This window comes from Brevibacillus sp. WF146, assembly GCF_001673705.2.
Taxonomy (GTDB): Bacteria; Bacillota; Bacilli; order Brevibacillales; family Brevibacillaceae; genus Brevibacillus; species Brevibacillus thermoruber.
On the sequence record NZ_CP109943.1, the window covers coordinates 4155739 to 4177935 of the forward strand.

Consider the following 22197-nt stretch of genomic DNA (forward strand, 5'->3'; position numbering starts at 1 on the left):
AAAGGAGACTCGCGATGAGTCTCCTTCCTTTTCCTTACCGCTTCTTCTGCACGCCTTTGACGGCGGCCACCGTCGCGAGCGCCGCCTGCAGGTCGTCGTAGATCACGTTGCCCACCACGACGGTGTCGGCGATCGCCGCCATCTCCGCCGCCTGCTGCGGCGTGCGGATGCCGCCGCCGTAGAACAGATGCGCCCCTTCGGCTCCCGCCCGGCAGGCCCGGACCAGCTCCGGGTCGCCGTAGGTGCCGCTGTACTCCACGTAGACGATGGGCAGGCGGCAGATGTTGACGGCCACCTGGGCGTAGGCCTTGGCCTCTTCGCTGTCCGCGATCGGACGGGCCTTGGTCAACTGTGCCACGCCTGCCGCCGGGTTGGCGATCAGGTAGCCTTCCGTAAAGATCTCCTCCCAGTGGATGTAGGAACCGTACGCCTTCAGGCCGGAGACGTGCGGCGCAAAGATCCAGTCCGGATCGCCCGCGTTGAGCACCAGCGGGATGAAGTAGGCGTCAAAGCCTGGCACCACCGCATCCAGCGAGGAGATTTCCAGCACGGTCGGGACCGCGTAGCGGCGGATCCGCGACATCAGCTCCAGCGTGTTGTCGTACGTCACGCCGTAGGTGCCGCCGACGAGGATCGCATCCGTCCCCGATTCGCACAGCGCTTCCAACGCCTCGTCACCGATCGCTTTGTCCGGGTCCAGTTTGAAGGTATGGCGCCAGCCACGATAGTCAATCACCGATGTTTGCCTCCCACTCTATTTGCCGATCCGCTCCAGCGCCAGTTGGTAACCGTCGTTGCCGTAGTTCAGGCAGCGTTTCACACGGGAGATGGTCGCCGTGCTCGCCCCTGTCTCCGCTTCGATCTGGTTGTACGTGTAGCCCTTGCGCAGCATGCGGGCCACTTCCAGGCGCTGCGCCAGCGACTGCATTTCGTTCACGGTGCAGAGATCGTCGAAAAAGCGATAGCACTCCTCGATGGTTTCCAGGGAGAGAATCGCTTCAAAAAGCTGCTCGATCCCTTTTCCTTTCAGTTTTTCCAATTGCATCACGATCACCCCATCATTTCGCAGGGAAAGTTTTTCGCTGTAAAATTTTCAAGCACTAAAGCCCCGAGGCTATCTTAATCTTAGAAGATATGCCGCCGCTTCGCAAGTCCCTATTGGAATTTCACATAGTGGGACAGCGACGGTGCGTTGGGGACGATCTCCACCCACGTGTTTCCCGGCAGCAGCGGCAGTTCTTTGGTCAAGGCCGCGTCCTCGTACGCGCGGATGACGCCGCCCTGCCGCTTCCACTTGATCTTGCGCGCCGTTCCCTGCTGAAACAGATAGCCGTCTCCCGGTCCGACGACATCCACCTGGCGCCGTCCTTCCTTGTCCAGCACGCGGTGTCGGGCGGCGATCACCAGCACGTTGGCGGCGGAAAGCTGCTCGCCGGTTGTCAGGTCGAGGTGCGGCTTGCCTGCGGTCAGGCGCAGGTATTTCTTTTTCTCGGCGTCGTACTGGAAGCCGGCTTTGTTCAGCGGATGGAACGTGATGTCGATCTGACGGGCCGGCTCTCCCTCCGCAATCACGGCATCGGCCGGCAGAAAGGAAAGGCGCGGCAGTTCGCCCCGCGTCCGCATGCCCTTGTCGCGGATCGCCTGATCAATCAGGTCGGGCTTGGTGTAGAGGTTGTGCGGCGCCTTGCGAAACGTTTCCCGCCAAAAATAGCGGCCGTTGGGAATCTCGTCCAGATGGCTGTAGTCGGAACGGGCCAGCGTCCCCAACGCTTCCGGGCTGCCGCCCGCGTGTACGAGCACGGCGTCCAGTCCGACGCCAATCTGGATAAAATACGGGCGAATGCTGCGCACCGGGCCGATCACGTCCGGCCGCTGGCTGTGAAAGACGGCGAGAAGACGGGTCATTTCCCCCTCCGCCAGCACCTCGTACACCAGGTCCGCCTGGTTCAGCCCGGACTGCGGACGTGCGGGCGGCGCGTTGTTGATCATCACCATAATCGGCCGCTGTTCCAGCTTCACCGGGCTTCCCAGGCCGGTAAACGGGGCGGTGTAGGCGTCTTTCGGCTGTTCGGTCGGAGGTGTTTCCACGCGGGGAGCGGGCGGCTGCTCCGGCTGGGGCGGGGTGTCGCCCGGCTTTCCGGTACACGCCGTGAGCAGCGCCAGAGTCAGCAGCGTCAACGTGAATGGGATGCGTCGTCGCATGGGAGCGCTCCTTTCCAGTTTTCTCTTCGACTCCCTCTCTTTTCTGCGCGTGACAGGAGAATCCTGCTTCCACACGTTTTCCACGATTCTCATACGCCCCTCCCACACATCGCGAACGGCGCTGTGCTACAATGTTACCAAACGACAGAGGCAAAGCGAGGAATGAACCATGCAGACTCCCTACCTCGTCTATCTCGTGGACGACGAAACCAATCTGCTGGGGCTTTTGCAGTCCTACCTGGAAAGCGCCGGTTTCCGGGTCCGGGCGTTTTCCAGCGGGGCCGACGTGCTGCCGGTGCTGGACGAGCCGGAACAGCCCCACATCTGGATCCTGGACATCATGCTGCCCGACATTGACGGATACGAGCTCCTGCGGCTGATTCGCAGCAAATCGGACGTGCCGATCATTTTCATCTCCGCCCGGGATCAGGACATCGACAAAATCATCGGGCTGGAGCTGGGCAGCGACGACTATCTGGCCAAACCGTTTTTGCCCCGGGAACTGGTCATCCGGGTGCAAAAGCTGCTGCAGCGCACGTACGAAAAGGGGCCTGCCCTCGCATCGGCCCAGCCGCAGACGTACCAGGACTGGGTCGCGGTGGGGCCGTACCTGATTTCGGAAAAAGGCCGGCTGGTCAAGGAAGGGGAAAAACCGATCGAGCTGACCACCAAGGAGTTTGAGCTGATCGTCTACCTCCTGCACAACCAGGGGCTTGCCCTGAACCGGGAACAAATCTTGACGGCCATCTGGGGAGAGGATTACATCGGATCGGACCGGGCGGTGGATGACCTGGTCAAACGCATCCGCAAAAAGATGCCCAAATTCCCGCTGGAGACCGTCTACGGCTTCGGCTACCGATTGACCCGGCCATGAGCAAATTCCGCCTGAAAAACCTGCCGCTCTCCCGGCAGATTCTGATTTTGTTCATGCTGCTGACCAGCGTGCTGGGGATCGGCGTGGGCATCGTCTATCCCTTTGCCGTCAAGCAGTACCTGGTCAACAACACGTATGCCCTGTTGGAGGAAGAGTTCTACACCCTGTCGGAACACATCGCCTTCAACGAGCACAACGAACTGCTCCCCGTTCCCGCGGCCGCTCCCTACTTTTTGCAATTGCTCCTGTCGCGCTACGAATACTCGTTTGACATGATCGTCTTTTCCGCGGACGGCCATGTGCTGGGCAAACGCTTGACGGAAAATCTCTCCTACGAGGACACGATCGACCTGTTCCGGGGGGCGGCCTCCTTTTCCCGGAACCGGCTGCAGCACGGCACGCTCGAACGGGGCGGGGAGGACTACCTGTTTGTCAGCAAGCTGATGGATTACCACGGCTTTCCCTACTACCTCGTCCTCTTTTCCAAGGAGCGGGAGCTGAACCAGATCAACGCGCTTCTGACCCGCCAGTTTATGGTCATCTTCCTCGTCCTGCTGCTGGTGAGCTGGCTGTTGGCCGTCTGGTTCAGCCGCTATCTGAGCAAGCCGCTGCAAACCCTGGACGAGTCGTGCCAAAAGATTGCCCGCCGGCAGTTTGACATCCCGCTGACGATGGACCGGGAGGACGAAATCGGCCAACTGGCCCGCTCGTTTGAGTCGATGAAAAGCCAACTGAAGGAATACGACGAGTCGCAGCGCTACTTTATTCAAAACATCTCGCACGAGCTGAAGACGCCGATCATGGCGATCCAGGGGTATGCCCACGGCCTGCTGGAAGGCGTGTTCAAGGGACCCCAGGCGGAAAAGGGGCTGGAGATCATCATGGAGGAGAGCAAGCGGCTGGAAAAGGTGGTGGGCCAGCTCCTCTACCTGACGAAGATCGAGTCGGTCTCCCAGATGATGCAGATGGGACGCGTCGATCTGGCAGAGATGTTCAGCCTCCTGCAGCAGCGCCTCTCCGTGCTCAACCCGGCCGTCACCTGGGAACTGCGCCTGCCTTCCGAACTGGTGCTGGAAGGAGACGGCGAACAGCTCAGCACGGCGTTCGTCAACATCCTGGAAAATCAACTGCGCTACGCGAACAGCCGGCTGACGATCACCGGTTCCCAGGCGGGCGGAACGGTGACCGTCACCATCTCCAACGACGGCCCGCCGATCGAGGAAGCCCTGCTGCCCCATCTGTTCCAGCGTTTCCGCAAAGGCAAATCGGGCAAGCACGGCCTCGGTCTGGCCATCGCCCGCGCCGTCTTCGAAGCCCACGGCGGCAGCATTTCCGTGCGCAACGAGGCGGACGGCCCCTGTTTTACAGTGACGCTGCCAGTCGACAGGAAATAGAGAAGTCCCGGTCATCCGGGACTTTTTTGATGCGGGCCGGCCGTTTATGTCCAAAACAATTTCCATTTTCAAACAATACGGAATATTCGTTGACGCCTGTGCTTTATCCTGATATGTTAGTAGAAAATATATTTCTCACAAATGAGTTGGGGGTTACGTCATGAAAACACAAACCGTTCGCTTGTTGCTTGCCGGATTGCTGGCTGGTTCGCTCGTCGCCGGTTGCGGCGGGGGCAATTCCGCTTCTTCGACGGGGGACAATGCCGGCAGCGGCGGAAACACCGGCTCCAGCGTAATCAAAATTGCCACGCAAAGCCCGCTGTCCGGCTCGCAGTCGCTGGAGGGGGACGGCATCAAGCTGGGGGCGCAGTTGGCCGTGCAGGACCGCGCGGAAGACTTCAAAAAGCTGGGCTTTGACCTGCAGCTCTTCCCGCAGGACGATCAGGCAGACCCGAAAATCGGCGTCTCCAACGCGGAAATGCTGATCGCCGACCCGGACGTCTACGCCGTGATCGGCCACTACAACACCGGCGTCGCCATCCCCTCCTCCGTCAAGTACGAGGAAGGCAAGCTGGCGATGATCTCCCCGGCCAACACCGGCGTTGAACTGACGGAGGCGGGCAAAAAGAGCGTGAACCGCCTGGTGGCGCGCAACGACCAGATCGCGCCGGCCGCCGCCAAATACGCCAAGGAGAAGATGGGCGTCAATTCGGTCTACATCGCCCATGACAAGACCGCGTACGGACAGGGGCTGGCTGACGAGGTGCGCAAGGCGTTCAAGGAGCTGGGCGTGAAGGAAGTGGCCTATGAAGGCATCAACCCCGGGGAAAAAGACTACAGCGCGATCGTCAACCAACTGGCGGCGCACAAGCCCGACCTCGTCTTCTACGGCGGCATGTACGCCGAACTGGGGATCATCGCCAAGCAGGCACGCGAGAAGGGCTACACCGGCCAATTCATGGGCGGCGAAGGGCTTGAGTCGAACGACATGTACAAAATCGCCGGCTCCGCCGCGGAAGGCATCGTCTACGCCACCGTGGTCAGCGACATCCGCTCCCAGGAGGAAGGCAAGAAGTGGGTGGACCGGTTCAAAACAGCATTCAACAAGGAGCCGGGCGCGTTTTCTCCGTTTGCCTATGACGCTACGCTGGTCGCCCTGAACGGCATCGAACAGGCCATCAAGGATAACGGCGGCAAAAAGCCGACGCGCGAACAGGTGATGAACGCCATCCGCGCCACCAACGAGTTTAACGGTTTGTTTACCAAGGTGACCTTTGACGAAAAAGGAGACAACAAGCACTCCCAGGTGTATATCTACCGGTACGGCAAAGACAAAGCCGAGTTTATCGGCGAAGCGGGACAGTGACCCGCTTTCCGGCGCCTGCGTTCAGCGGGCGCCTTTTTTGCGTCTTCCGGCTTAAACGCAGCAAAAAACCCTGTTGCGCAAGCGGCCGGACAGGGCCGGCAGCCGCTTCGCAACAGGGTTGTCCATCAACAAACAGGATTGTTCCTCGACAGGTGCTACACCTCTTCGATCAACCGGGCCAGCAGGGCAGCGCGTCTAGGAATCTCGTCCAGCTCCACGAATTCCTCCGGCGAGTGCGCAAACCCGCCTTTTGCCCCCAGCCCGTCAAGGGTGGGGAGACCGCAGGCGGCGGCGAAGTTTCCGTCGCTGACGCCGCCGGTGCCCGACTCCCGCAGCGACATTCCCAGCTCCTCGGCCCCGATCTTCCGGGCCAGGGCAAACAGGGCAGCGACCTGCTCCGTCCGTTCCATCGGCGGGCGACGGATGCCGCCGGACACCGTCAACCGCGCGCCGGACAGGCTGGGCGTCAGTCCCGCAAACAGCCGCTCGATCCGCCGCGCTTCCTCCAGCGTCCTCACCCGGACGTCCACTTCCGCTTCGGCGTAATCGGCCACCACATTGGAGCCGATTCCCCCTTTGACCAGCCCCACGTTGACGGTCGTCCCGCTCGCATAGTCGGTCAGTCCGTGCAGGTACTGCACCAGCCGGGACAGCTCCTCAATCGCCGACACCCCTTTGTCGTGGTCCACCCCGGCGTGGGCGGAAACGCCGTGGACGCGCAGGGTAAAATGGGCGCTTCCCTTGCGCCACGTCTTCAGCGCGCCGTCCGGCTCCATCGGCGGCTCCAGCACGAAGCCGGCCAGGGAACGGGACGCCTCCCGTTCGACGAGTGCCCGCGAGGTGGGGCTGCCGATTTCTTCGTCGCTGTTGAGCAAAAGCACCACCTGCTTGTCAGCCGGCAGGCGGTTCAGCTCCGCCAGCGCGCGCAGCGCAAACATCGCCTGCAGCACGCCCGCCTTCATGTCGTAGACGCCCGGGCCGTACGCTTTTCCCTCCCGGATGAAAAACGGACGGCGGGCCGCTTCCCCTTGCGGCCAGACCGTGTCGTAGTGGCCGATCAGCAGGACTTGTCTGCTGCCGCTTCCCAGCACGCAGCGCACCTGGTCGCCGTAGACGCTGTTGGGGATTCGCTCCGCCCTGCCGCCGGTCAGTTCCTCGAAGCGGCGGGCAAACCACTCCGCCATCCGATCCCCGGCCTCCTTGTCGCGTGAGGGGGAATCCATGTTGACGCAGGCTTCCAAGAGCTGGATCAGGTGTTGGTGATGTTGTTGCAGATACGAGTGAATTGACATCGTGCCTCTTCCTTAATGGGATTGGGAATTAAGTCCAAACAGGCGCTCCAGCCCGTACACCTTTTCCAGCAGGACGATAAACACCAGGCTGAGCAGGATGACGACCGCGGAGATGGAGGCCACCAGCGGGTCCAGCGTCTCCTGCATGTAGGTGAAAATGGCCAGCGGCAGCGTCGTCGTGTCGGGCGCCACCAAGAAGAGCGACACCGTCACGTTGTCAAACGAGGTCAGAAACGAAAAGATCATGCCCGACACGATGGCTGGCCGCAAAAGCGGCAGCGTGACGTCCCAGAACACCCGAAGCGGCCGGGCTCCCAGCATGTAGCCCGCCTTTTCCAGGGTGTAGTCGAACGTGCTGAGGCCGGTCAGCACCAGCCGCACCACGTACGGAATGGAGATCAGCGTGTGGGCCAGGAGCAGGCCGGTAAACGTGCCGGCAATTCCGATCCGCGTAAAGAACAGCAGCGCGGCGATCCCGATGATCAGCGACGGCACGGTCAGCGGCGACAGCAGCAGGCTGTTGATGACCCCGCTACCGCGGAATCTGTACTTGCTCAAGGCAAAGGCCGCCAGCGTGCCGATCAGCGTCGCCAGCACCGCCGTAATCGCGGCAAGCTGCAGGCTGAACCAGAACGACTCGATAAACTCCGGCCGATCCAGAATCTTGGCGTACCACTGCCAGGAAAAGCCCTCCGGCGGGAACGACAGGTAGCCGGCCGAAGTAAACGAGCTGGGGATGATGACCAGAAACGGCAGGTTGACCAGAAGCAGCACAAAGAAGGTGATCAGTCCGTACCCATTCAGCTTTTTCATGACGCAAACACCTCTTTGTATCGCTTGGTTTCAATCAGCCGCGTGTACAGGGTGACCAGCAGGATCGTGCTGCCCAGCAGCAGGAAGGCCAGCGCCGCTCCCAGCGGCCAGTTGAGCGTCGACATGATCTGTTCGTAGGCGATGACCGGCATCACCTTCACCGAGGTGCCCCCCATCAGCGCCGGCGTCACAAACGCGCTCATCGACAAGCTGAACACCAGCGTCGTGCCGGCGATAATTCCCGGCAGGCTGAGCGGCAGCGTCACGGTGAAAAACGTCCGCACGCGGGACGCCCCCAAAATGGACGCCGCCTTGGACAGCGACGGATCGATCGCGTACAGGCTGGTGGCGATCGCCAGCACCATGTAGGCGATAAACGAATCGGTCAGGCCGATGACCACGCCCAGCTCGTTGTACATCAGGCGCAGCGGCTGGTCGATCACGCCGAGCTTCAGCAGCGTTTCGTTGATCCAGCCCTTTTCGCCCAGCACGACCACCCAGCCGAAGTTGCGGATCACCACGCTGATCAGGTGCGGCGCCAGAATCAGCATGGTGACGACGCCCCGCATCCGGCCCGAGGCCTGCGCCATGAACATGGCCACGGGAAAGCCGAGCAGGAGCGTGCACAGCACCGTCCAGAGGCTGATTCGGATGGTCCGCCAGAGAATCTCCAGGTAAAACGGGTCCTGGATGAACAGCAGGTAGTTTTGCAGGCTGAACGCCTGCGTGTCGTCCTGAAAACTCAACAGGAGCATCAGCAGCATCGGAATCAGAAACACGCCCAGGAGCACGATCATGCTCGGCGCTGTCAACAGCAGAATGGAGAGACGCTTGCTCATGGGCTATCCCCTCTCCACCGGCATGACCAGCACGTCTTCGCTCTCCCAGCGGCAGTTGACCGCCCTGCCGGGGGTAAGCGGCATCCCCTGCCCGTCCATCTGCACCTTGACGGACAGGGTATGCCCTCCCGCCTTCACCTCGCATTCGGTAAAGGCGCCCAAAAAGGAGGCAATCATCAACTGGCCGCTGGCGTGGTTGACCTCATCCGCAGCCGCTCCGTCCGCCAGACGGATTTTTTCCGGCCGCACAAACACCGCCACTCTTTCGCCAGGGGCAAACGCCCGCTGCTGCCGGGCCGCCCTGACGATAAGGCCGCCCGCCGTTTTCACGGTGAGACCCTCGCCGTCCTGGGCGAGTACGACTCCCTCCAGGCGGTTGGTCTTGCCGATGAAGGTGTGGACAAACTCGGAGGCGGGACGGTTGTAGATCTCCTCGGGCGTGCCGATCTGCTCGACGCGGCCGTGGTTCAGCACGACGATGCGGTCCGACAGGGAGAGCGCTTCTTCCTGGTCGTGGGTGACGAAGATGGTGGTCACGCCGATCTCCTGGTGCAGCCGCTTCAGTTCGTCGCGCAGTTCTTCGCGCAGCTTGGCGTCCAGGTTGCTGAGCGGCTCGTCCAAAAGGAGCAGCGACGGCTCGATCACCAGCGCGCGGGCGATCGCAATCCGCTGCCGCTGGCCGCCGGACAACTGCTTGGGATAGCGATCGGCCACATGCGGCAGCTTGACCAGTTCCAGCACCCGCTTCACCCGCTCCTGCATCTCGGCTTTGCCCACCTTGCGCAGCTTCAGCCCGTAGGCGACGTTTTCCGCCACCGTCATGTGCGGAAACAGCGAATAGGTTTGAAACACCATGCCCAGTTCGCGCTTGTAAGGGGGGACGCCGTTCATGCGCCGCCCCTTGATCAAGAGCTCCCCTTCGTCCGGGTCCAAAAATCCGGCGATCATGTTCAGCGTGGTCGTCTTGCCGCAGCCGGACGGCCCGAGAAACGAGACAAACTCTCCCTGCTCCACCTGCAGGTTGAAGTCCCGAACCACGACGTTATTCTGGAACTTCTTCATGATGTTGCGCAGTTCGACGTCAATTACCTTGCTCAAAGGGACACCTACTTTCCTGTCAGCGGCGCGATCTCCTTGTTGAAGCGATCGAGCCACGCGGACGTTTCCTTGCTGATCGTGTCGTAGTCGAAGTTCACCACTTTGCTGCGGTCAAACTCCAACTGCTTGGCCACGTCTTCCGGCAGCTTCACGGCCGTGGCCGGGTTGTAGTAGAGCTTGGTCGCGTACATGATCTGCACCTCGTCGCTCAGCAGGAAGTCGATAAACGCTTTGGCGGCGTTGGGGTGCTTGGCCCCTTTGACCAGCGTGGCGACGTTCGGCACGATGTTGCCGCCCTCTTCCGGGAAGACGAATTCCAGCGGCAGGCCCGTCTCTTTCTGCGTCAGGCTGCGGGCCATCGTCCAGGTGGTGTAGGCCGCGCTTTTGTTTTGCAGGTTTTGCTGCAGTTGGGCCGCGCTCTTGGCAAACGTCGGCATGTAGCTCGCAATCGTTTTCATTTTTTCAAAGCCGGGCTCGATGTTTTTCTCCGAACCGCCGTTGGCGTAGGCCAGCATGATCATCGTGGAGCGGCCGAAGTTGCTGGCCACGTCGGTCATCGTGATGTAGCCCTTCACTTCCGGCCTGGTCAGGTCGTTCCACGACTTGGGCACCGGCAGGCCTTTTTCCTTGACGAGCTCCGCGTTGTAGGAGATGCCCATCGGCGTAAAGTTGACGGTTACCCCGCTGTTTTCCGCGACGCGCAGGTCCTGCGGCACGTTTTTCATGTTGGGGATGTCCGTCTCGGAGAGCGCCTCCCACAGCCCTTCCTGGCGCCCTTTTTCCTGTTCGCCGCCCTCGACGATGGTGACGTCGATCTGCGGCGCGTTTTTCTGCGCTTTTACCTTGGCCACGATCTCGGTCGAGACGCCGGAGACGTAGGTCAGCTTCACGTTCGGGTACTTCTCGTTGAACTTCTTGAAAATCTCGTCTTTCATTAGCTGTTCGACGGTGGCGCCGTTGCCCGCCACGACCAGCGTGTCCTCCAACTGAGCCTGTGCCTGGCCGCCGCCCTGCCCCGCAGGCTGGCCGGACGCGGCTGGCTGCCCGGCGGAAGACCCACAGCCGGCGAGCAGTGAACCGGTCAAAGCAAGAATGGACAGTACCGATAATGCCTGTTTCTTCACGTGTTCATCCCCCGTTATGTGTATGTTTTTGACAAATTGTTCACGAATAGAAAACATCGTTTCCTATCCGAGAACTCTAGTGATATACTATCATGAAGAGACTGACAATTCAAGGTAGTCTGAGTAAAGGGATGATTATCTCTTTTCGAACCGTAAAGTCTTCCCGGTTATGGTAGACTATTGCTAAATGTGAACTTCGGAGGAGTCGTGTCCATGGATCATTTTCTGTCTTCCGTACGCAACAGCTGCCGGCTGTTGAAAATCTTCCTCGACGCGCCCAAGGAGCTCGGCGTGACGGAATTGAGCAAGCGGCTGCAGCTCTCCAAGGGAGCGGTGCACAAGCTGCTGGCGACGCTGGAGGCGGAAGGATTTATCCGCCAAAACGAAAAAACCAGGCAGTACACGCTCGGCTACACGCTGCTGGAGCTGGGCAACAAGGTGCTGAAAAACCACGACATCGTCGACTTTGCCGCTCCCTATATCAACCGCCTGGTGTCCCGCACGCAGGAGCTGGTCGTGCTGTGCGTGCAGGACGTCACCGACGCCATCTATGTCACCAAGGTGGATTCGCCTCACCCGATCCGCTTTACGGTCGAGACGCACCGCCGCTTCCCCCTCTATTCCACCTCTGCGTCCCGCGTGCTGTTGGCCTACAAACCGGAATCGTTTCAGGACGAGGTGCTGGCGGAGGGAATCCGGACGTACACGCCCTACTCGTACACGTCAGCCGACGAGATCAAGCTGGCGCTGCGGGAGATCCGGGAACGGGGCTACGAATTCAGCTCCGACCGGCGCAACGTGGGCGTCACCGGGATGGCGGCGCCGCTGTTTGATTCCACCGGCGAAGTAGCCGCATCGGTCAGCGTGATCGGCCCGTCCGACCGCGTTCTTCCCCAGAAGGATGCGATCCTCAGGGAACTGCTGGAGACGGTGCGAGAGATGTCCGCGGAATTGGGGTACCGTCCGTGAGCGCTGCCCATGCTGCGCCCGGATCAGCCGTTTGGTCTGGTCCGGGCTTTTTTTGCGCACGCGGCTGGTCCATATAAGCGGAAAACAATAACGTTTACGTTAACGTTACAGTTTTGTATCATAATACCTGTCTTCATGTCGTCGTGCCAGTACGCAAGCGAATGGGAGGGAGCCCGTTGTACCGCATCGAGGAGGCAGCCAAAAAAACCGGCCTGACGAAAAGGGCGCTTCGCTATTACGAGGAATTGGGGCTGGTCAATCCGTCCGGGCGAACGGAGAGCGGATACCGCATGTACACGGACGAGGACATCGCCCACATCCTGCACGTCAAAAACACCCGCGACCTGTTGGGAGCGTCGCTGCAGGAAATCAAGGACATGATGGACCTGGCCCACAAATACGAGCTGTTGAAGCAGGGCTATTACCAGGGAGTGTCCGCCGAAGAAAAGCTGAACCTGCTGACCGAACTGGAGCGGACGCTCCTGGCCAAGCGCGGCTTTTTGCAGGAAAAAATGAACAAACTCTCGGAACTGCTGGCCAACTACGATGAGAAGTTGACCCGCATTGCCAGGAAAAAACGGGAACTGCAGGCGGAGATCGAAAACGAAAAGGAGGAACCCTGATGGAGAGTCACACTCATGCATGGCGCATCATTATGCAGCAGCCCAAGTCAGCCTGGGCTGTCGCTTTTGCCTGTGTGGTCGCTTTCATGGGGATCGGATTGGTCGACCCGATCCTGCCCGCGATTGCGAGCAAACTGAATGCCACGCCCAGTGAAGTATCCCTGCTGTTCACCAGCTACATGCTGATGACCGGCTTGACGATGCTGGTCACGGGATGGGTCTCCAGCCGGATCGGCCCCAAGGCGACGCTCCTGGCCGGCCTGGCCGGAATCATCCTGTTTTCCTTCCTCGGCGGCATGTCCCACTCGGTGATGCAGATCGTCTGGTTCCGAGCCGGCTGGGGAATGGGCAACGCCTTTTTCATCTCCACCGCCCTGGCGGTGATTGTCAGCGTAGCCAGCGGCGGCACGGCGGGAGCGATCGTCCTGTACGAAGCGGCCATCGGTCTGGGGATGTCCGTGGGACCGCTGCTTGGCGGGCTGCTCGGGGGCATCAGTTGGCGCGGGCCGTTTTTCGGCGTCGCCGTGCTGATGGCGATCGCGCTGCTCGCCGTATTCGTTCTGCTCAGCGACGTGCCCAAGCCGAAGCGGCGCAGCTCGCTTCTCGATCCGTTCCGCGCGTTGGGGCACCGCGGCCTGTTTACCATGGCGCTGACGGCGCTCCTGTACAACTTCGGGTTTTTTACGCTGTTGGCGTTTTCTCCGTTTGTGCTGCACATGGACGAACACAGCCTGGGGTACGTGTTCTTCTTCTGGGGTGTGATGCTCGCCATCACCTCGGTGATCGTGGCGCCGAAGCTGCAGGAGCGCTACGGGTCCGTCCCCACGCTGTTCGCCATGCTGCTGCTGTTGGCCGCAGACCTGGCGGCCATGGGATTCGGCGTTTCGTCGCAAGTGACGCTGGTACTGGCCATCGTCATGGCCGGCGCGATTCTGGGCATTATCAACACCGTCCTGACCGCATCGGTGATGGACGTCGCGCCGGTGGAACGTGCCGTCGCGTCTTCCGCCTACAGCTTCGTCCGTTTCGTCGGCGGCGCGGTCGCGCCCTGGCTGGCCGGCAAGCTGGCCGAGTGGTACTCGCCGCACGTCCCGTTTTACGCGGGCGCGCTGGCCGTTCTGTTCAGCATGCTGGCGCTGTACGCCGGCAAAAAACAACTGGCGAGCCTGCGTTGATGCGCAAGCTCGCCTTTTTTTACACGCTCTTCCCGAATCATCAGAAAAGAGCCCGCCACAGCACAATCGCCCCCACCCCGGCCAACAGCGCCCAGACGACCTGCTTTCTCCACAGGCCGACGGCGAGTGAAACCACCCCCGCCGCGAGGTACTCCGGACTCCACTGCCCGTCATTCCCATGAAAGAGAATGGGCGGCACGGTCAGCGAGCTGAACACGCCCACCGGGACCATGGCCAGTCCGCGCCGGAGCCAGTCGGGGATCTCCCAGCGCGAGCTGATCAGCAACATGGGAAACCGCGTCAGATAGGTAATCACGGCCATCAAGACAATGATCAGCAGCACCTTATCGTTCACGGCTCACCGCTCCCATCACCACTGCCGTCAGCGTCCCGGCGATCACCGCCGCCGTCCCGCCACCTCCCCAGTACGCGAGGCAGGCGACAGCCGCAGCGCCGGCCGCCACCTTCACATGAAACGGGGAGAGCAGATTGATCGCGAGAAAGCCGAGGAACGTGGCCACAAACGCAAAGTCCAGGCCGTACGCCTCCGTTTCCGTAAACACCGCGCCAAACCAGGCGCCGGCCAGCGTGCTGGCGTTCCAGATCAGATAGTCGACCGCGCTCGCACCGGCAAAAAAGGAGAGGCTGGGCTTTTGGCCGGACGCCAGATAGGTGGATGTCAGGGCGTACGTCTCGTCGTTCAGGCCAGCCGCCATCAACGACAGCTTCCACGGAGGCGTCCCGCGAAAGTGGGGCCCGAGCGACAGTCCGTACAGCAGGTGACGGGCGTTCAGCAAAGCCGTGGAGACCAGAATGGGCCAGCCCACAATCCCCTGCGAGATCAGGCCGACGGCGGCAAACTGCGACGACCCTGCATTGACCAGGAGCGAAAACAGCAAGGCTTCCGCGATGCCGAGACCTGCCTGCCGGGCGAGGATGCCAAACACAAGCCCGTCCACGATCCCCGCGGCGGCGACCGGGATAATTTGAATCATGCCTGTGACAAACAACGTGCGCGCAGAGTTCACTCGCTTCACCCTCCATACACTGCTACACTCTACGCTTGTCAGTAAGTTCTGTCAAATGCAGGAGTGCAAATACGGCTTCCACACCTCGTACAGCAGCCGCAGTCCCGCCGGTATGGACGTTTAGCTCCCCTTCCAGCTCGACCACGTAAAATCCGCTGCGCTCCCTGCCCTGGTGGACTTCCCTACACTCGCTGCTGCTCCGACTCGCTCAGGCCGGAGGGTTGCCGGGCACATGGAAACGGCCAAACCAGGATTCACCTGGCTGGCCGTCTGATACATGCTATTCCAAGTCCAAATCTTCCATGGTTTTTACCTGCAGCCCCTTTTGTACGCCATTGGCTGGTTTTCCTGTATGACCGTCTGTTACAAATTTTCCTTGATACCCCCCTTTTATTACATAAGCGTGATCAACAATCGGACCTTCGTACTTTTCCAAAAATACAATCGCTGTTTCCTTTTCCGTAAATACCTTGTTGCCTTCAAACGTGTATTCCGTTCCATCCTTATATCCACCGGTTTCGAGAATCTTGATGGTTTCGTCGTTTTGGACCTCTCCTTTATATACATGCAGCAGTTTCGCTTCACTAAGCGTAAACACAACATGTTTGTATGGGAAGCTGTCCGACTTTTCAATTTCAACCTCAGCAATCAATTCAGAGCTGTCTTTCAACTGTTCGATATTGGTAAAACTCTCATGAACATCTCCGCTTATATTTATCGTAGTTCCCGCCTTCCCCTTATTTTCAGCCCCATGAACGTCTTCCTGCCATTGATTTGCTTGGCTGGATGCAGTTTGATTGGCACTTACGTAAAGGTACCCACCTGTAACGACAATGGAAGTTGCAATAATCGCAAAAATAACCATTTCTTTGTATATCATTAAAAATCTTCCTTTCAGAATCGTGTTTCGTTTCATTTTATCAGATATGACCTGATTCATGAACAACAACTCCTTGTGAACGGCTGTACCTGATTTTTGGCTTGATCGGCCAACAGGCAAAAGCTGATCAGCGGCAGCGACATAAAAAAACACCGATGGGGTCGTGTAGACTCCATCGGTGTTAGACCGCTATGCGAGGTATGCTTCCCGAACCTGCGGGTTTGCCAGCAGGGTGGCCGCCTCGTCCTGCAGGATGATCTCTCCCGTCTGGATGACGTAGCCGCGATGGGCCACGGAGAGCGCCTGATTGGCGTTTTGCTCCACCAGCAGGATCGTCATGCCCTCCCGGTTCAGCTCCGTGATGATGTCAAAAATCTGCTCGACCAGAATCGGCGCCAGCCCCATGGACGGCTCGTCCAGCATCAGGATCTTTGGCTTCATCATCAGGCCGCGGGCGATGGCCAGCATCTGCTGTTCCCCGCCGGACATCGTGCCGCCCTTCTGGTTGATCCGCTCTTTCAGCCGGGGAAAGTAGCGGAACGCCCGCTCAATCCCTTCCTCGATCAGATTCTTGTCCGTTACGGAGAAGGCGCCCATCTCCAGGTTCTCCCGCACCGTCAGCTTGGGGAAAATGCGCCGCCCCTCCGGCACGTGGGCGATGCCCAGCAGGGCGATTTCGTGCGTGCGCATCTGGGTAATGTCCTTGCCGTCAAAGAGGATTTTCCCTTCCCGCGCGCGTGTCTGGCCGCAGATCGTCTTCAGCGTGGTCGACTTGCCCGCCCCGTTGGAGCCGATCAGCGTCACCACTTCCCCGTGGTTGACCTGGATGCTCAGCCCCTTTAACGCGTGGATACCGCCGTAATAGGTGTGTACGTTATGCAGTTCCAACAATGCCATCTTTGATTCCTCCCCCGCTTACGACACTTCCGACGCGCTTTTGCCCAGGTACGCCTCGATGACGCTGGGATTGTGGCGGATCTGCTCCGGCGTTCCCTCGGCGATTTTGCGCCCGTAATCCAGCACGTGGATGTATTCGCTCAAGCCCATGACCAGCTTCATGTCGTGTTCGATCAGGATGATGGTCAGATCCAGTTCGTTTTTCAGCCGGCGGATAAACTCGGTCATCTCCGCCGTTTCGCGCGGGTTCATCCCCGCCGCCGGCTCGTCCAGCAGGATGATTTGCGGATTGGTCGCCAGCGCCCGGGCAATCTCCAGGCGGCGCTGCAAGCCGTACGGCAGACTGCCGGCCGCTTCGTTGGCGACGTGGGCGATCCCGACGTATTCCAGGAGCTGATAGGCCTCGACGCGGGCCCGCTCTTCCTCTTCGCGCACCCGCCTGATGTTGAACAGGATGCCCAACAGCCCCGCCGTCAGCCGGCTGTGCGTGCCCACCATCACGTTTTCCAGGGCGGTCATCTCCTTGAACAGGCGGATGTTTTGGAACGTGCGGGTGATGCCCCGCTCGGCAATCTGGTCCGGCCGCAGTCCCTTGATGCTTTTCCCGTTCAGCAGGACATCGCCTTCGTCCGGCTCGTAAAAGCCGGTGATCATGTTGAAAAACGTGGTTTTCCCGGCCCCGTTCGGCCCGATGACCGCCGTAATCGTCCCCTTCTCGATCTTGATCGTGATGTCCTGATTGGCGACAAGACCGCCGAAGCGCTTGGTCAAGCCGATTGCTTCCAACAGTGCCATACTGATGCTCCCTCCTTGTCCGCTACGACTGGCTGCCCTGGGACAGCTTGCCTTTCGACAGCCTGCTCAGGATCCCCAGCCGGTTCTCGGCGAATTTGCTTGCCCGGATGGCGTCGAGGTCGTTCTTCCTGCGCTTCGCCGGAATCAATCCGTTGGGACGGTAGAGCGCCACGAGAATCAACATGATGCCGAAGATCAGGCGCTGGAACTTGGACGGATCCAACTGGTTGGGAAGGTTGATGACGCCCGCCTGCTGCAGCGAGTGCAGGAAATTGGAGAGCTCTTTCAGCAGCTGCACCTGCAGCACCGTGACGAACGCCGCCCCCAGCACCACGCCGGGGATGCTTCCGCTGCCGCCGAGGATGACCATGACGAGAATCCCGATCGACTCCATCAGCGTAAACGAGGTCGGATCGATAAACGTCTGCTTGGCGGCGAAAATGACGCCGACCACACCGGCGAAAGAAGCGCCCGTGGCAAACGCGGCCAGCTTGGTGTTCAGCAGCGAGATGCCCATGGACTGGGCCGCCAGCTCGTCTTCCCGCACCGCGATCCAGGCGCGGCCGATGCGCGAGTTTTCGAAGCGGAGGTTGGCCAGGACGATAAAGGCGATGACAACCAGCACGATAAAGTAGAAGTGGAACGGCGTCCCCATCTTCATCCCCAACAGCTCCGGCTGCGGGATCGGAGTAATCCCCTGCGGGCCGTTGGTGATGTTGATCGGTTTGTCCAGGTTGTTGAAAATAATCCGAATAATTTCGCCAAACCCAAGGGTGACGATGGCCAGGTAGTCCCCTTTCACCCGCAGGACCGGCAGGCCGAGCAAAATCCCGAAGATCGCGGCCACGATCAAGCCGACGATGAGGAACGGCCAGAACCACTCGCCCGACAGCGGGAACAGGTCGCCGGGAATGAACTGGTTGGCCTGGGACGTGGAAAAAATCGCGTACGCGTAGGCACCGGCGGCGAAAAAGGCGACGTAGCCGAGGTCAAGCAGACCGGCAAAGCCGACCACGATGTTCAGGCCGAGCGCCATCGCCACGTAGATGCCCACCTGCGAAGCCACTTCCATGTAGTAGCGGTTGTCCCCCGCCACCAGCGGAATGATGACCAGGAGCACCAGTGCCCCGATGAGCATCCGGACCTTTTTCGAGGAGTTGGTGTAGTAGATCAAAACAATGGAGCACAAGATTCCCAGAAACGCGATGACCGATTTGTCCAAAAAGTGGAGCGCGGCGGAAAACCCGGCGATCCAGATCAGCGTAACCGGAAGCGGAATCCCCTTGAACGACTTCCAAACCATGTTTGCCATGCGTTTCACCTACACTTTCTCTTTTACGGCTTCGCCAAACAGCCCTTCCGGCTTGAACAGAAGCACGAGAATCAAAATGCTGAACGCAAACACGTCTTTGTACTCGGCGCCAAACGCTCCGCCGGTCAGCGGACCCATGTACGCGCCGGACAGGGACTCCAGCAGGCCGAGCAGAACGCCGCCCACCATCGCTCCGCGGATGTTGCCGATTCCGCCGAGGACGGCTGCGGTAAACGCCTTGAGGCCGAGAATAAAGCCGATGTAAGGGTCAATCGTGCCGTAGTTCTGCGCAAACAGCACCCCGGTTGCGCCACCCAGGCTGGAGCCGATCAAAAAGGTAAGCATAATGACTTTGTCCACGTTAATGGTCATCAGCGACGCCGTCGACTGGTCCTGCGCAACGGCCCGCATGGCGATTCCCCACTTGGTCTTGTTGATGAACAAGGTCAGCGACACCATCATCACAACGGCGAGCACGATGACGATCAACGCCTTCGTCGGAATCGTGGCGATGCTGCCCAACGGGATGGAACCTGTAAAAAGAATGGGACTGTTCAGATAAAATTCGTTGCGGGTAATGGCTTCCGTAAAGCGGACGAGGTCCTGCAGCAGGAACGACACGCCGATCGCGGAAATCAGCGGAACGAGCCGCGGTGCGCCGCGCAGCGGACGGTAGGCTACCCGCTCGATCCCGACGCCGAGGGCTCCGGTTATGATCATCGCGATCAGCAGGGTCAAAAACAGCGCGACAAACGGATTCATCCCCTCCAGCGCTCCCAGGGCGTCCGTGATCAGCAGGACCTCCGTCCCCACAAAGGCGCCCACCATGAAAATCTCGCCGTGAGCGAAGTTGATGAACTCCAGAATCCCGTACACCATGGTGTAGCCGAGCGCAACGACGGCGTACATGAAGCCCAGCGTCAAGCCGTCAACCAACACCTGAGGCAAAATGTCGAGCAGCATACTTTCCCATCCCTCATTCCTTTGCAAACTTGCGTTAATTGTAAATTTTCTGCATTCGACGATCGCAAAAAACGACTTCCCGCCCGGCGGCTGTCGGGACATCCGCTGCGTTCTTCGCCTGACGCGCTGTCTTTCCGTTGAGCGGCAGCACAGTCGGCGAGAGGCTCGTCCGCGCGCCGGACAACTCCTCAAACAGAAAGGGCGCACACCTGAGTGTCGCCCCGGGTTGGCAGAGGCTTGTTCGGCAGTCTGCGATGTCTGGCCCTATTCAGCAGCGTTCCCTGCGATTCCGGAGTCGGCTGGCCGTCCCGATCGACGAATGCCCACGAGAAACCGTCCCCTCAAAGCACCCCTTCCACGGCGGGACAGGTTAGCATAATCATATCAGAACCACCCGTCCACCGCCACCCATGAAATCACCTGTCCGGCCCGTAAAACGTCCACCCCGGGAGGATTCTCGCCATGGGCCGATCGTCTCGCAGGACCGTTCCTGTCTGGCCTTTCTTAATTGTAAAATATATTAGGAAATTTACAAGAGATGAAAAATGGTATTTTCAAAAACATATTTTTCAAGCATATATCAGCGTAAAAATGAACCTGTTTTTAAATCAAATAAATATATCAATACTTTATTTAATTAAAGCGACCCGTTGAGAAAACGTGTTCCCCTCATGGAAGGAGGATGGACGGCACCATGACGGCCCCCGACTTCACATCGACGATCCCCTCGGCGGTGAGCCGGGCATACGGCAGATGGGTGGCGGTAAAAAACAGCAGCGAATAGAGCGGGTCCAAATGCGCATACCCCTTTTTTCGCAAGAGGTCCGTCAGCGATTCCGCCATGCCGATCACGTCGTCCATCGGCGCGGGAGAAAACATTCCGGCGAGCGGCAGCGGACATTCGCAGACCACCCGTCCCTCGTCCATCATCACCACGCCCCCGCCGATTTGCCGGACGCGCCGAAGCGCCTGCGCCATGGCCTCTGGATCGCGCCCGATCACCAGCCAGTCGTCGGAGGCGGTGTAGGTGCTGGCCAGCGCCTCCAGAGACCGGCTGTACCCCCTTACCAGCGCCTGTGTCAGCCGCTCCCGGTCAGGATTGAGACAACAGATCACCGCCAGCTCGGGATCGTTCTCCAACGAAACGCAGCCATCCCGGTCGGCCGGCAGCTCCTCCCGCTCCAGTGTGGTAATCACCGCATTGCGCATGTGCAGGACCGGCAGCGGTCCACCCGTGTGGCGAAGTCGAAACGCTTCCGCCCCCACGTCCCTCCCCAGCCGGTCGACGGGCGGAAACTCGTACCGCTCCCATTGGGGCTGCACCGTGGACACCAGCAGCCGCCCCTTTTCCGCCGCCCGCCGTCCGTTGGCGATGACCAGCTCGGGCGTCGGTTCCTCCGGACGGGCGAGCAGCAGAACATCGGCGAGCCGGCCTGGTGCAATACCCCCGATTTCGGCGTCCATGCCGTAGTAGACGGCGGGGTTGAGCGTCGCCATCGCGTAGGCCTCTTCCGGCGGCATGCCCGCTTCGATCGCCACCCTTATCGTGTAATCCATCAGGCCGTGCCGGTGCATCGGCGGCGTGCTGCCGTCCGACGTCAGCATCATGCGGGGCGACCAGGGCAGCCCCATCTCCAGCCAGCCGCGAACCAGTTCCGGCAGGTCCGGACGGATGGACGAGTGGCGCAGCGCGGTGTACATCCCCAACTGCAGGCGGCGCAGCAGATCCTCCGCCGTGATGCTCTCGTGGCAGGCGGTGATCCCGGCGGCAGCCGCCGTGTTCAGGGTCTCCGCCGACGCTCCCGGATGATGTCCCTCCATCCGTTTGCCGAGATCGCGGGTGTGCTTGATCCCGAACAGCAGGGTCTCGTCTTCGCTCAACACTCCCTGCCAGTCGGTCAGTTCCCCGCCCTGGACAACCAGCGGATGCTCCAGCATGCGGGCCAGCCCTGCCCGGTCAAACGGCGGTTCGGCCTGCGCCCGCCTCTGCTGCGGATCGAGCCGGCTCCAGAAAAAATGCTTGACCGGATGGGCCGACAGCCGCTCCATGATCTCCGCCACCTGCGCAAACGGCAGGCTCATCAGCATCATCGTGTCGGACACCAGGGTGGTCGTTCCCCGTTCCAGCGCGAAGTCGGCCAGCGTAAACGGATTGTACCACTGAAACGGATGGGCGTGCGGCTCCATGTACCCCGGCACAGCGTACATCCCGGCGGCGTCCACCACCACCGTCTGTTCGTCCACCTCCGGCTCCTTTTCCCCCACGTAGGCGATCCGCTCTCCGGCGACAGCGACGTTCACCTCCCGCCATTCCTTGGTATACACCTGCAGCACCCGCGCTCCTTTGATCCACATGTCGGCCGGGGCCTGCCGCTTCGCCACCCGTATCAGACGCAGGTAAGCCTCCTCGTTCATCGGACGGACTCGCATTGCGCATGCACTCCTTTCCCTGTTTGGCGCACGGATAGAGAATCCCTCTGCTTGAGCAGACGTTTTCTAGCGAACGCTCGGTCACTTCCTGTGTACACTTCTCCGTCCGCCCGCCGGTATCCT

Annotated in this window: 22 protein-coding genes; 6 read left to right on the plus strand and 16 right to left on the minus strand. The window is 60.2% G+C overall.

All coding sequences use genetic code 11. The annotated features are described in order from the left end of the window. Positions 1–34: 34 nt before the first annotated feature. The 3 genes from A6764_RS20570 to A6764_RS20580 all read right to left on the minus strand — a co-directional run bounded on the left by A6764_RS20570 (position 35) and on the right by A6764_RS20580 (position 2202). Complete coding sequence (locus A6764_RS20570) at positions 35–736, minus strand: heptaprenylglyceryl phosphate synthase (protein ID WP_029100794.1); 702 nt, start codon at positions 734–736, stop codon at positions 35–37. 18 nt (positions 737–754) lie between these two features. Continuing rightward, positions 755–1045: a YerC/YecD family TrpR-related protein gene (locus tag A6764_RS20575; RefSeq protein WP_029100795.1), complete on the minus strand. Its 291-nt coding sequence runs from the start codon at positions 1043–1045 to the stop codon at positions 755–757. Positions 1046–1155: 110 nt separating this feature from the next. Further along, entirely contained in the window at positions 1156–2202 is a 1047-nt protein-coding gene (locus A6764_RS20580; protein WP_029100796.1) for a DUF3048 domain-containing protein, read from the minus strand. Positions 2203–2371: 169 nt separating this feature from the next. On the opposite strand from A6764_RS20580, the gene A6764_RS20585 reads away from it, so the two are divergent. The 3 genes from A6764_RS20585 (at position 2372) to A6764_RS20595 (ending at position 5836) form a co-directional block, all read left to right on the plus strand. Continuing rightward, entirely contained in the window at positions 2372–3076 is a 705-nt protein-coding gene (locus A6764_RS20585) for a response regulator transcription factor (protein WP_029100797.1), read from the plus strand. Then, positions 3073–4470, plus strand: coding sequence for a HAMP domain-containing sensor histidine kinase (locus A6764_RS20590; protein WP_065067684.1), 1398 nt, complete (start codon positions 3073–3075; stop codon positions 4468–4470). The genes A6764_RS20585 and A6764_RS20590 overlap by 4 nt, the downstream gene beginning before the upstream one ends. A gap of 160 nt (positions 4471–4630) precedes the next feature. Continuing rightward, positions 4631–5836, plus strand: a complete 1206-nt coding sequence (locus A6764_RS20595; RefSeq protein ID WP_065067683.1) for a branched-chain amino acid ABC transporter substrate-binding protein — start codon at positions 4631–4633, stop codon at positions 5834–5836. Positions 5837–5991: 155 nt separating this feature from the next. On the opposite strand, the gene A6764_RS20600 is transcribed toward A6764_RS20595, so the two are convergent. The 5 genes from A6764_RS20600 to A6764_RS20620 are packed head-to-tail and all read right to left on the minus strand — an operon-like array spanning position 5992 to position 11002. Continuing rightward, positions 5992–7128: a M20 family metallopeptidase gene (locus tag A6764_RS20600; RefSeq protein WP_065067682.1), complete on the minus strand. Its 1137-nt coding sequence runs from the start codon at positions 7126–7128 to the stop codon at positions 5992–5994. 12 nt (positions 7129–7140) lie between these two features. Continuing rightward, a complete protein-coding gene (locus tag A6764_RS20605; protein WP_029100801.1) occupies positions 7141–7941 on the minus strand; it encodes an ABC transporter permease in 801 nt (266 codons plus the stop codon). After that, positions 7938–8780 (minus strand): ABC transporter permease, encoded by an 843-nt coding sequence (locus tag A6764_RS20610; protein WP_035298929.1) that lies wholly within the window; start codon positions 8778–8780, stop codon positions 7938–7940. Before A6764_RS20610 ends, A6764_RS20605 begins: the two co-directional genes overlap by 4 nt. Before the next feature lie 3 nt (positions 8781–8783). Then, entirely contained in the window at positions 8784–9878 is a 1095-nt protein-coding gene (locus A6764_RS20615; RefSeq protein ID WP_065067681.1) for an ABC transporter ATP-binding protein, read from the minus strand. Positions 9879–9886: 8 nt separating this feature from the next. Further along, positions 9887–11002, minus strand: a complete 1116-nt coding sequence (locus A6764_RS20620) for an ABC transporter substrate-binding protein (RefSeq protein WP_029100804.1) — start codon at positions 11000–11002, stop codon at positions 9887–9889. A 213-nt stretch (positions 11003–11215) separates the two neighbouring features. Here A6764_RS20620 and A6764_RS20625 point away from each other — a divergent pair, with 213 nt between their 5' ends. The 3 genes from A6764_RS20625 (at position 11216) to A6764_RS20635 (ending at position 13769) form a co-directional block, all read left to right on the plus strand. Then, a complete protein-coding gene (locus A6764_RS20625) occupies positions 11216–11971 on the plus strand; it encodes an IclR family transcriptional regulator (protein WP_035298925.1) in 756 nt (251 codons plus the stop codon). Positions 11972–12147: 176 nt separating this feature from the next. Further along, positions 12148–12594, plus strand: a complete 447-nt coding sequence (locus A6764_RS20630; RefSeq protein WP_029100806.1) for a MerR family transcriptional regulator — start codon at positions 12148–12150, stop codon at positions 12592–12594. Next, on the plus strand, positions 12594–13769 hold the full coding sequence (locus A6764_RS20635) for an MFS transporter (protein WP_065067680.1): 1176 nt from the start codon (positions 12594–12596) through the stop codon (positions 13767–13769). The genes A6764_RS20630 and A6764_RS20635 overlap by 1 nt, the downstream gene beginning before the upstream one ends. A gap of 40 nt (positions 13770–13809) precedes the next feature. Here A6764_RS20635 and A6764_RS20640 read toward each other — a convergent pair whose 3' ends face one another. From A6764_RS20640 to A6764_RS20675, 8 genes are all read right to left on the minus strand, one after another. Further along, complete coding sequence (locus tag A6764_RS20640; RefSeq protein ID WP_238551018.1) at positions 13810–14124, minus strand: AzlD domain-containing protein; 315 nt, start codon at positions 14122–14124, stop codon at positions 13810–13812. Next, complete coding sequence (locus tag A6764_RS20645; protein ID WP_141669736.1) at positions 14114–14797, minus strand: AzlC family ABC transporter permease; 684 nt, start codon at positions 14795–14797, stop codon at positions 14114–14116. Before A6764_RS20645 ends, A6764_RS20640 begins: the two co-directional genes overlap by 11 nt. 280 nt (positions 14798–15077) lie before the next feature. Next, positions 15078–15737: a hypothetical protein gene (locus tag A6764_RS20650; RefSeq protein WP_065067679.1), complete on the minus strand. Its 660-nt coding sequence runs from the start codon at positions 15735–15737 to the stop codon at positions 15078–15080. 129 nt (positions 15738–15866) lie between these two features. After that, positions 15867–16574 (minus strand): ABC transporter ATP-binding protein, encoded by a 708-nt coding sequence (locus A6764_RS20655; RefSeq protein WP_029100809.1) that lies wholly within the window; start codon positions 16572–16574, stop codon positions 15867–15869. 18 nt (positions 16575–16592) lie between these two features. Further along, the gene (locus A6764_RS20660) at positions 16593–17369 is read right to left on the minus strand and encodes an ABC transporter ATP-binding protein (protein ID WP_029100810.1); all 777 of its coding nucleotides are present in this window, start codon (positions 17367–17369) and stop codon (positions 16593–16595) included. A gap of 22 nt (positions 17370–17391) precedes the next feature. Next, entirely contained in the window at positions 17392–18681 is a 1290-nt protein-coding gene (locus tag A6764_RS20665) for a branched-chain amino acid ABC transporter permease (RefSeq protein WP_065067686.1), read from the minus strand. Between the two features lie 9 nt (positions 18682–18690). Further along, positions 18691–19644 carry a branched-chain amino acid ABC transporter permease gene (locus tag A6764_RS20670; RefSeq protein WP_029100812.1) on the minus strand — a complete coding sequence of 318 codons (954 nt, stop codon included), beginning with the start codon at positions 19642–19644 and terminating at the stop codon, positions 18691–18693. A 669-nt stretch (positions 19645–20313) separates the two neighbouring features. Continuing rightward, positions 20314–22074 (minus strand): adenine deaminase C-terminal domain-containing protein, encoded by a 1761-nt coding sequence (locus A6764_RS20675; RefSeq protein WP_065067678.1) that lies wholly within the window; start codon positions 22072–22074, stop codon positions 20314–20316. Positions 22075–22197: the final 123 nt, after the last annotated feature.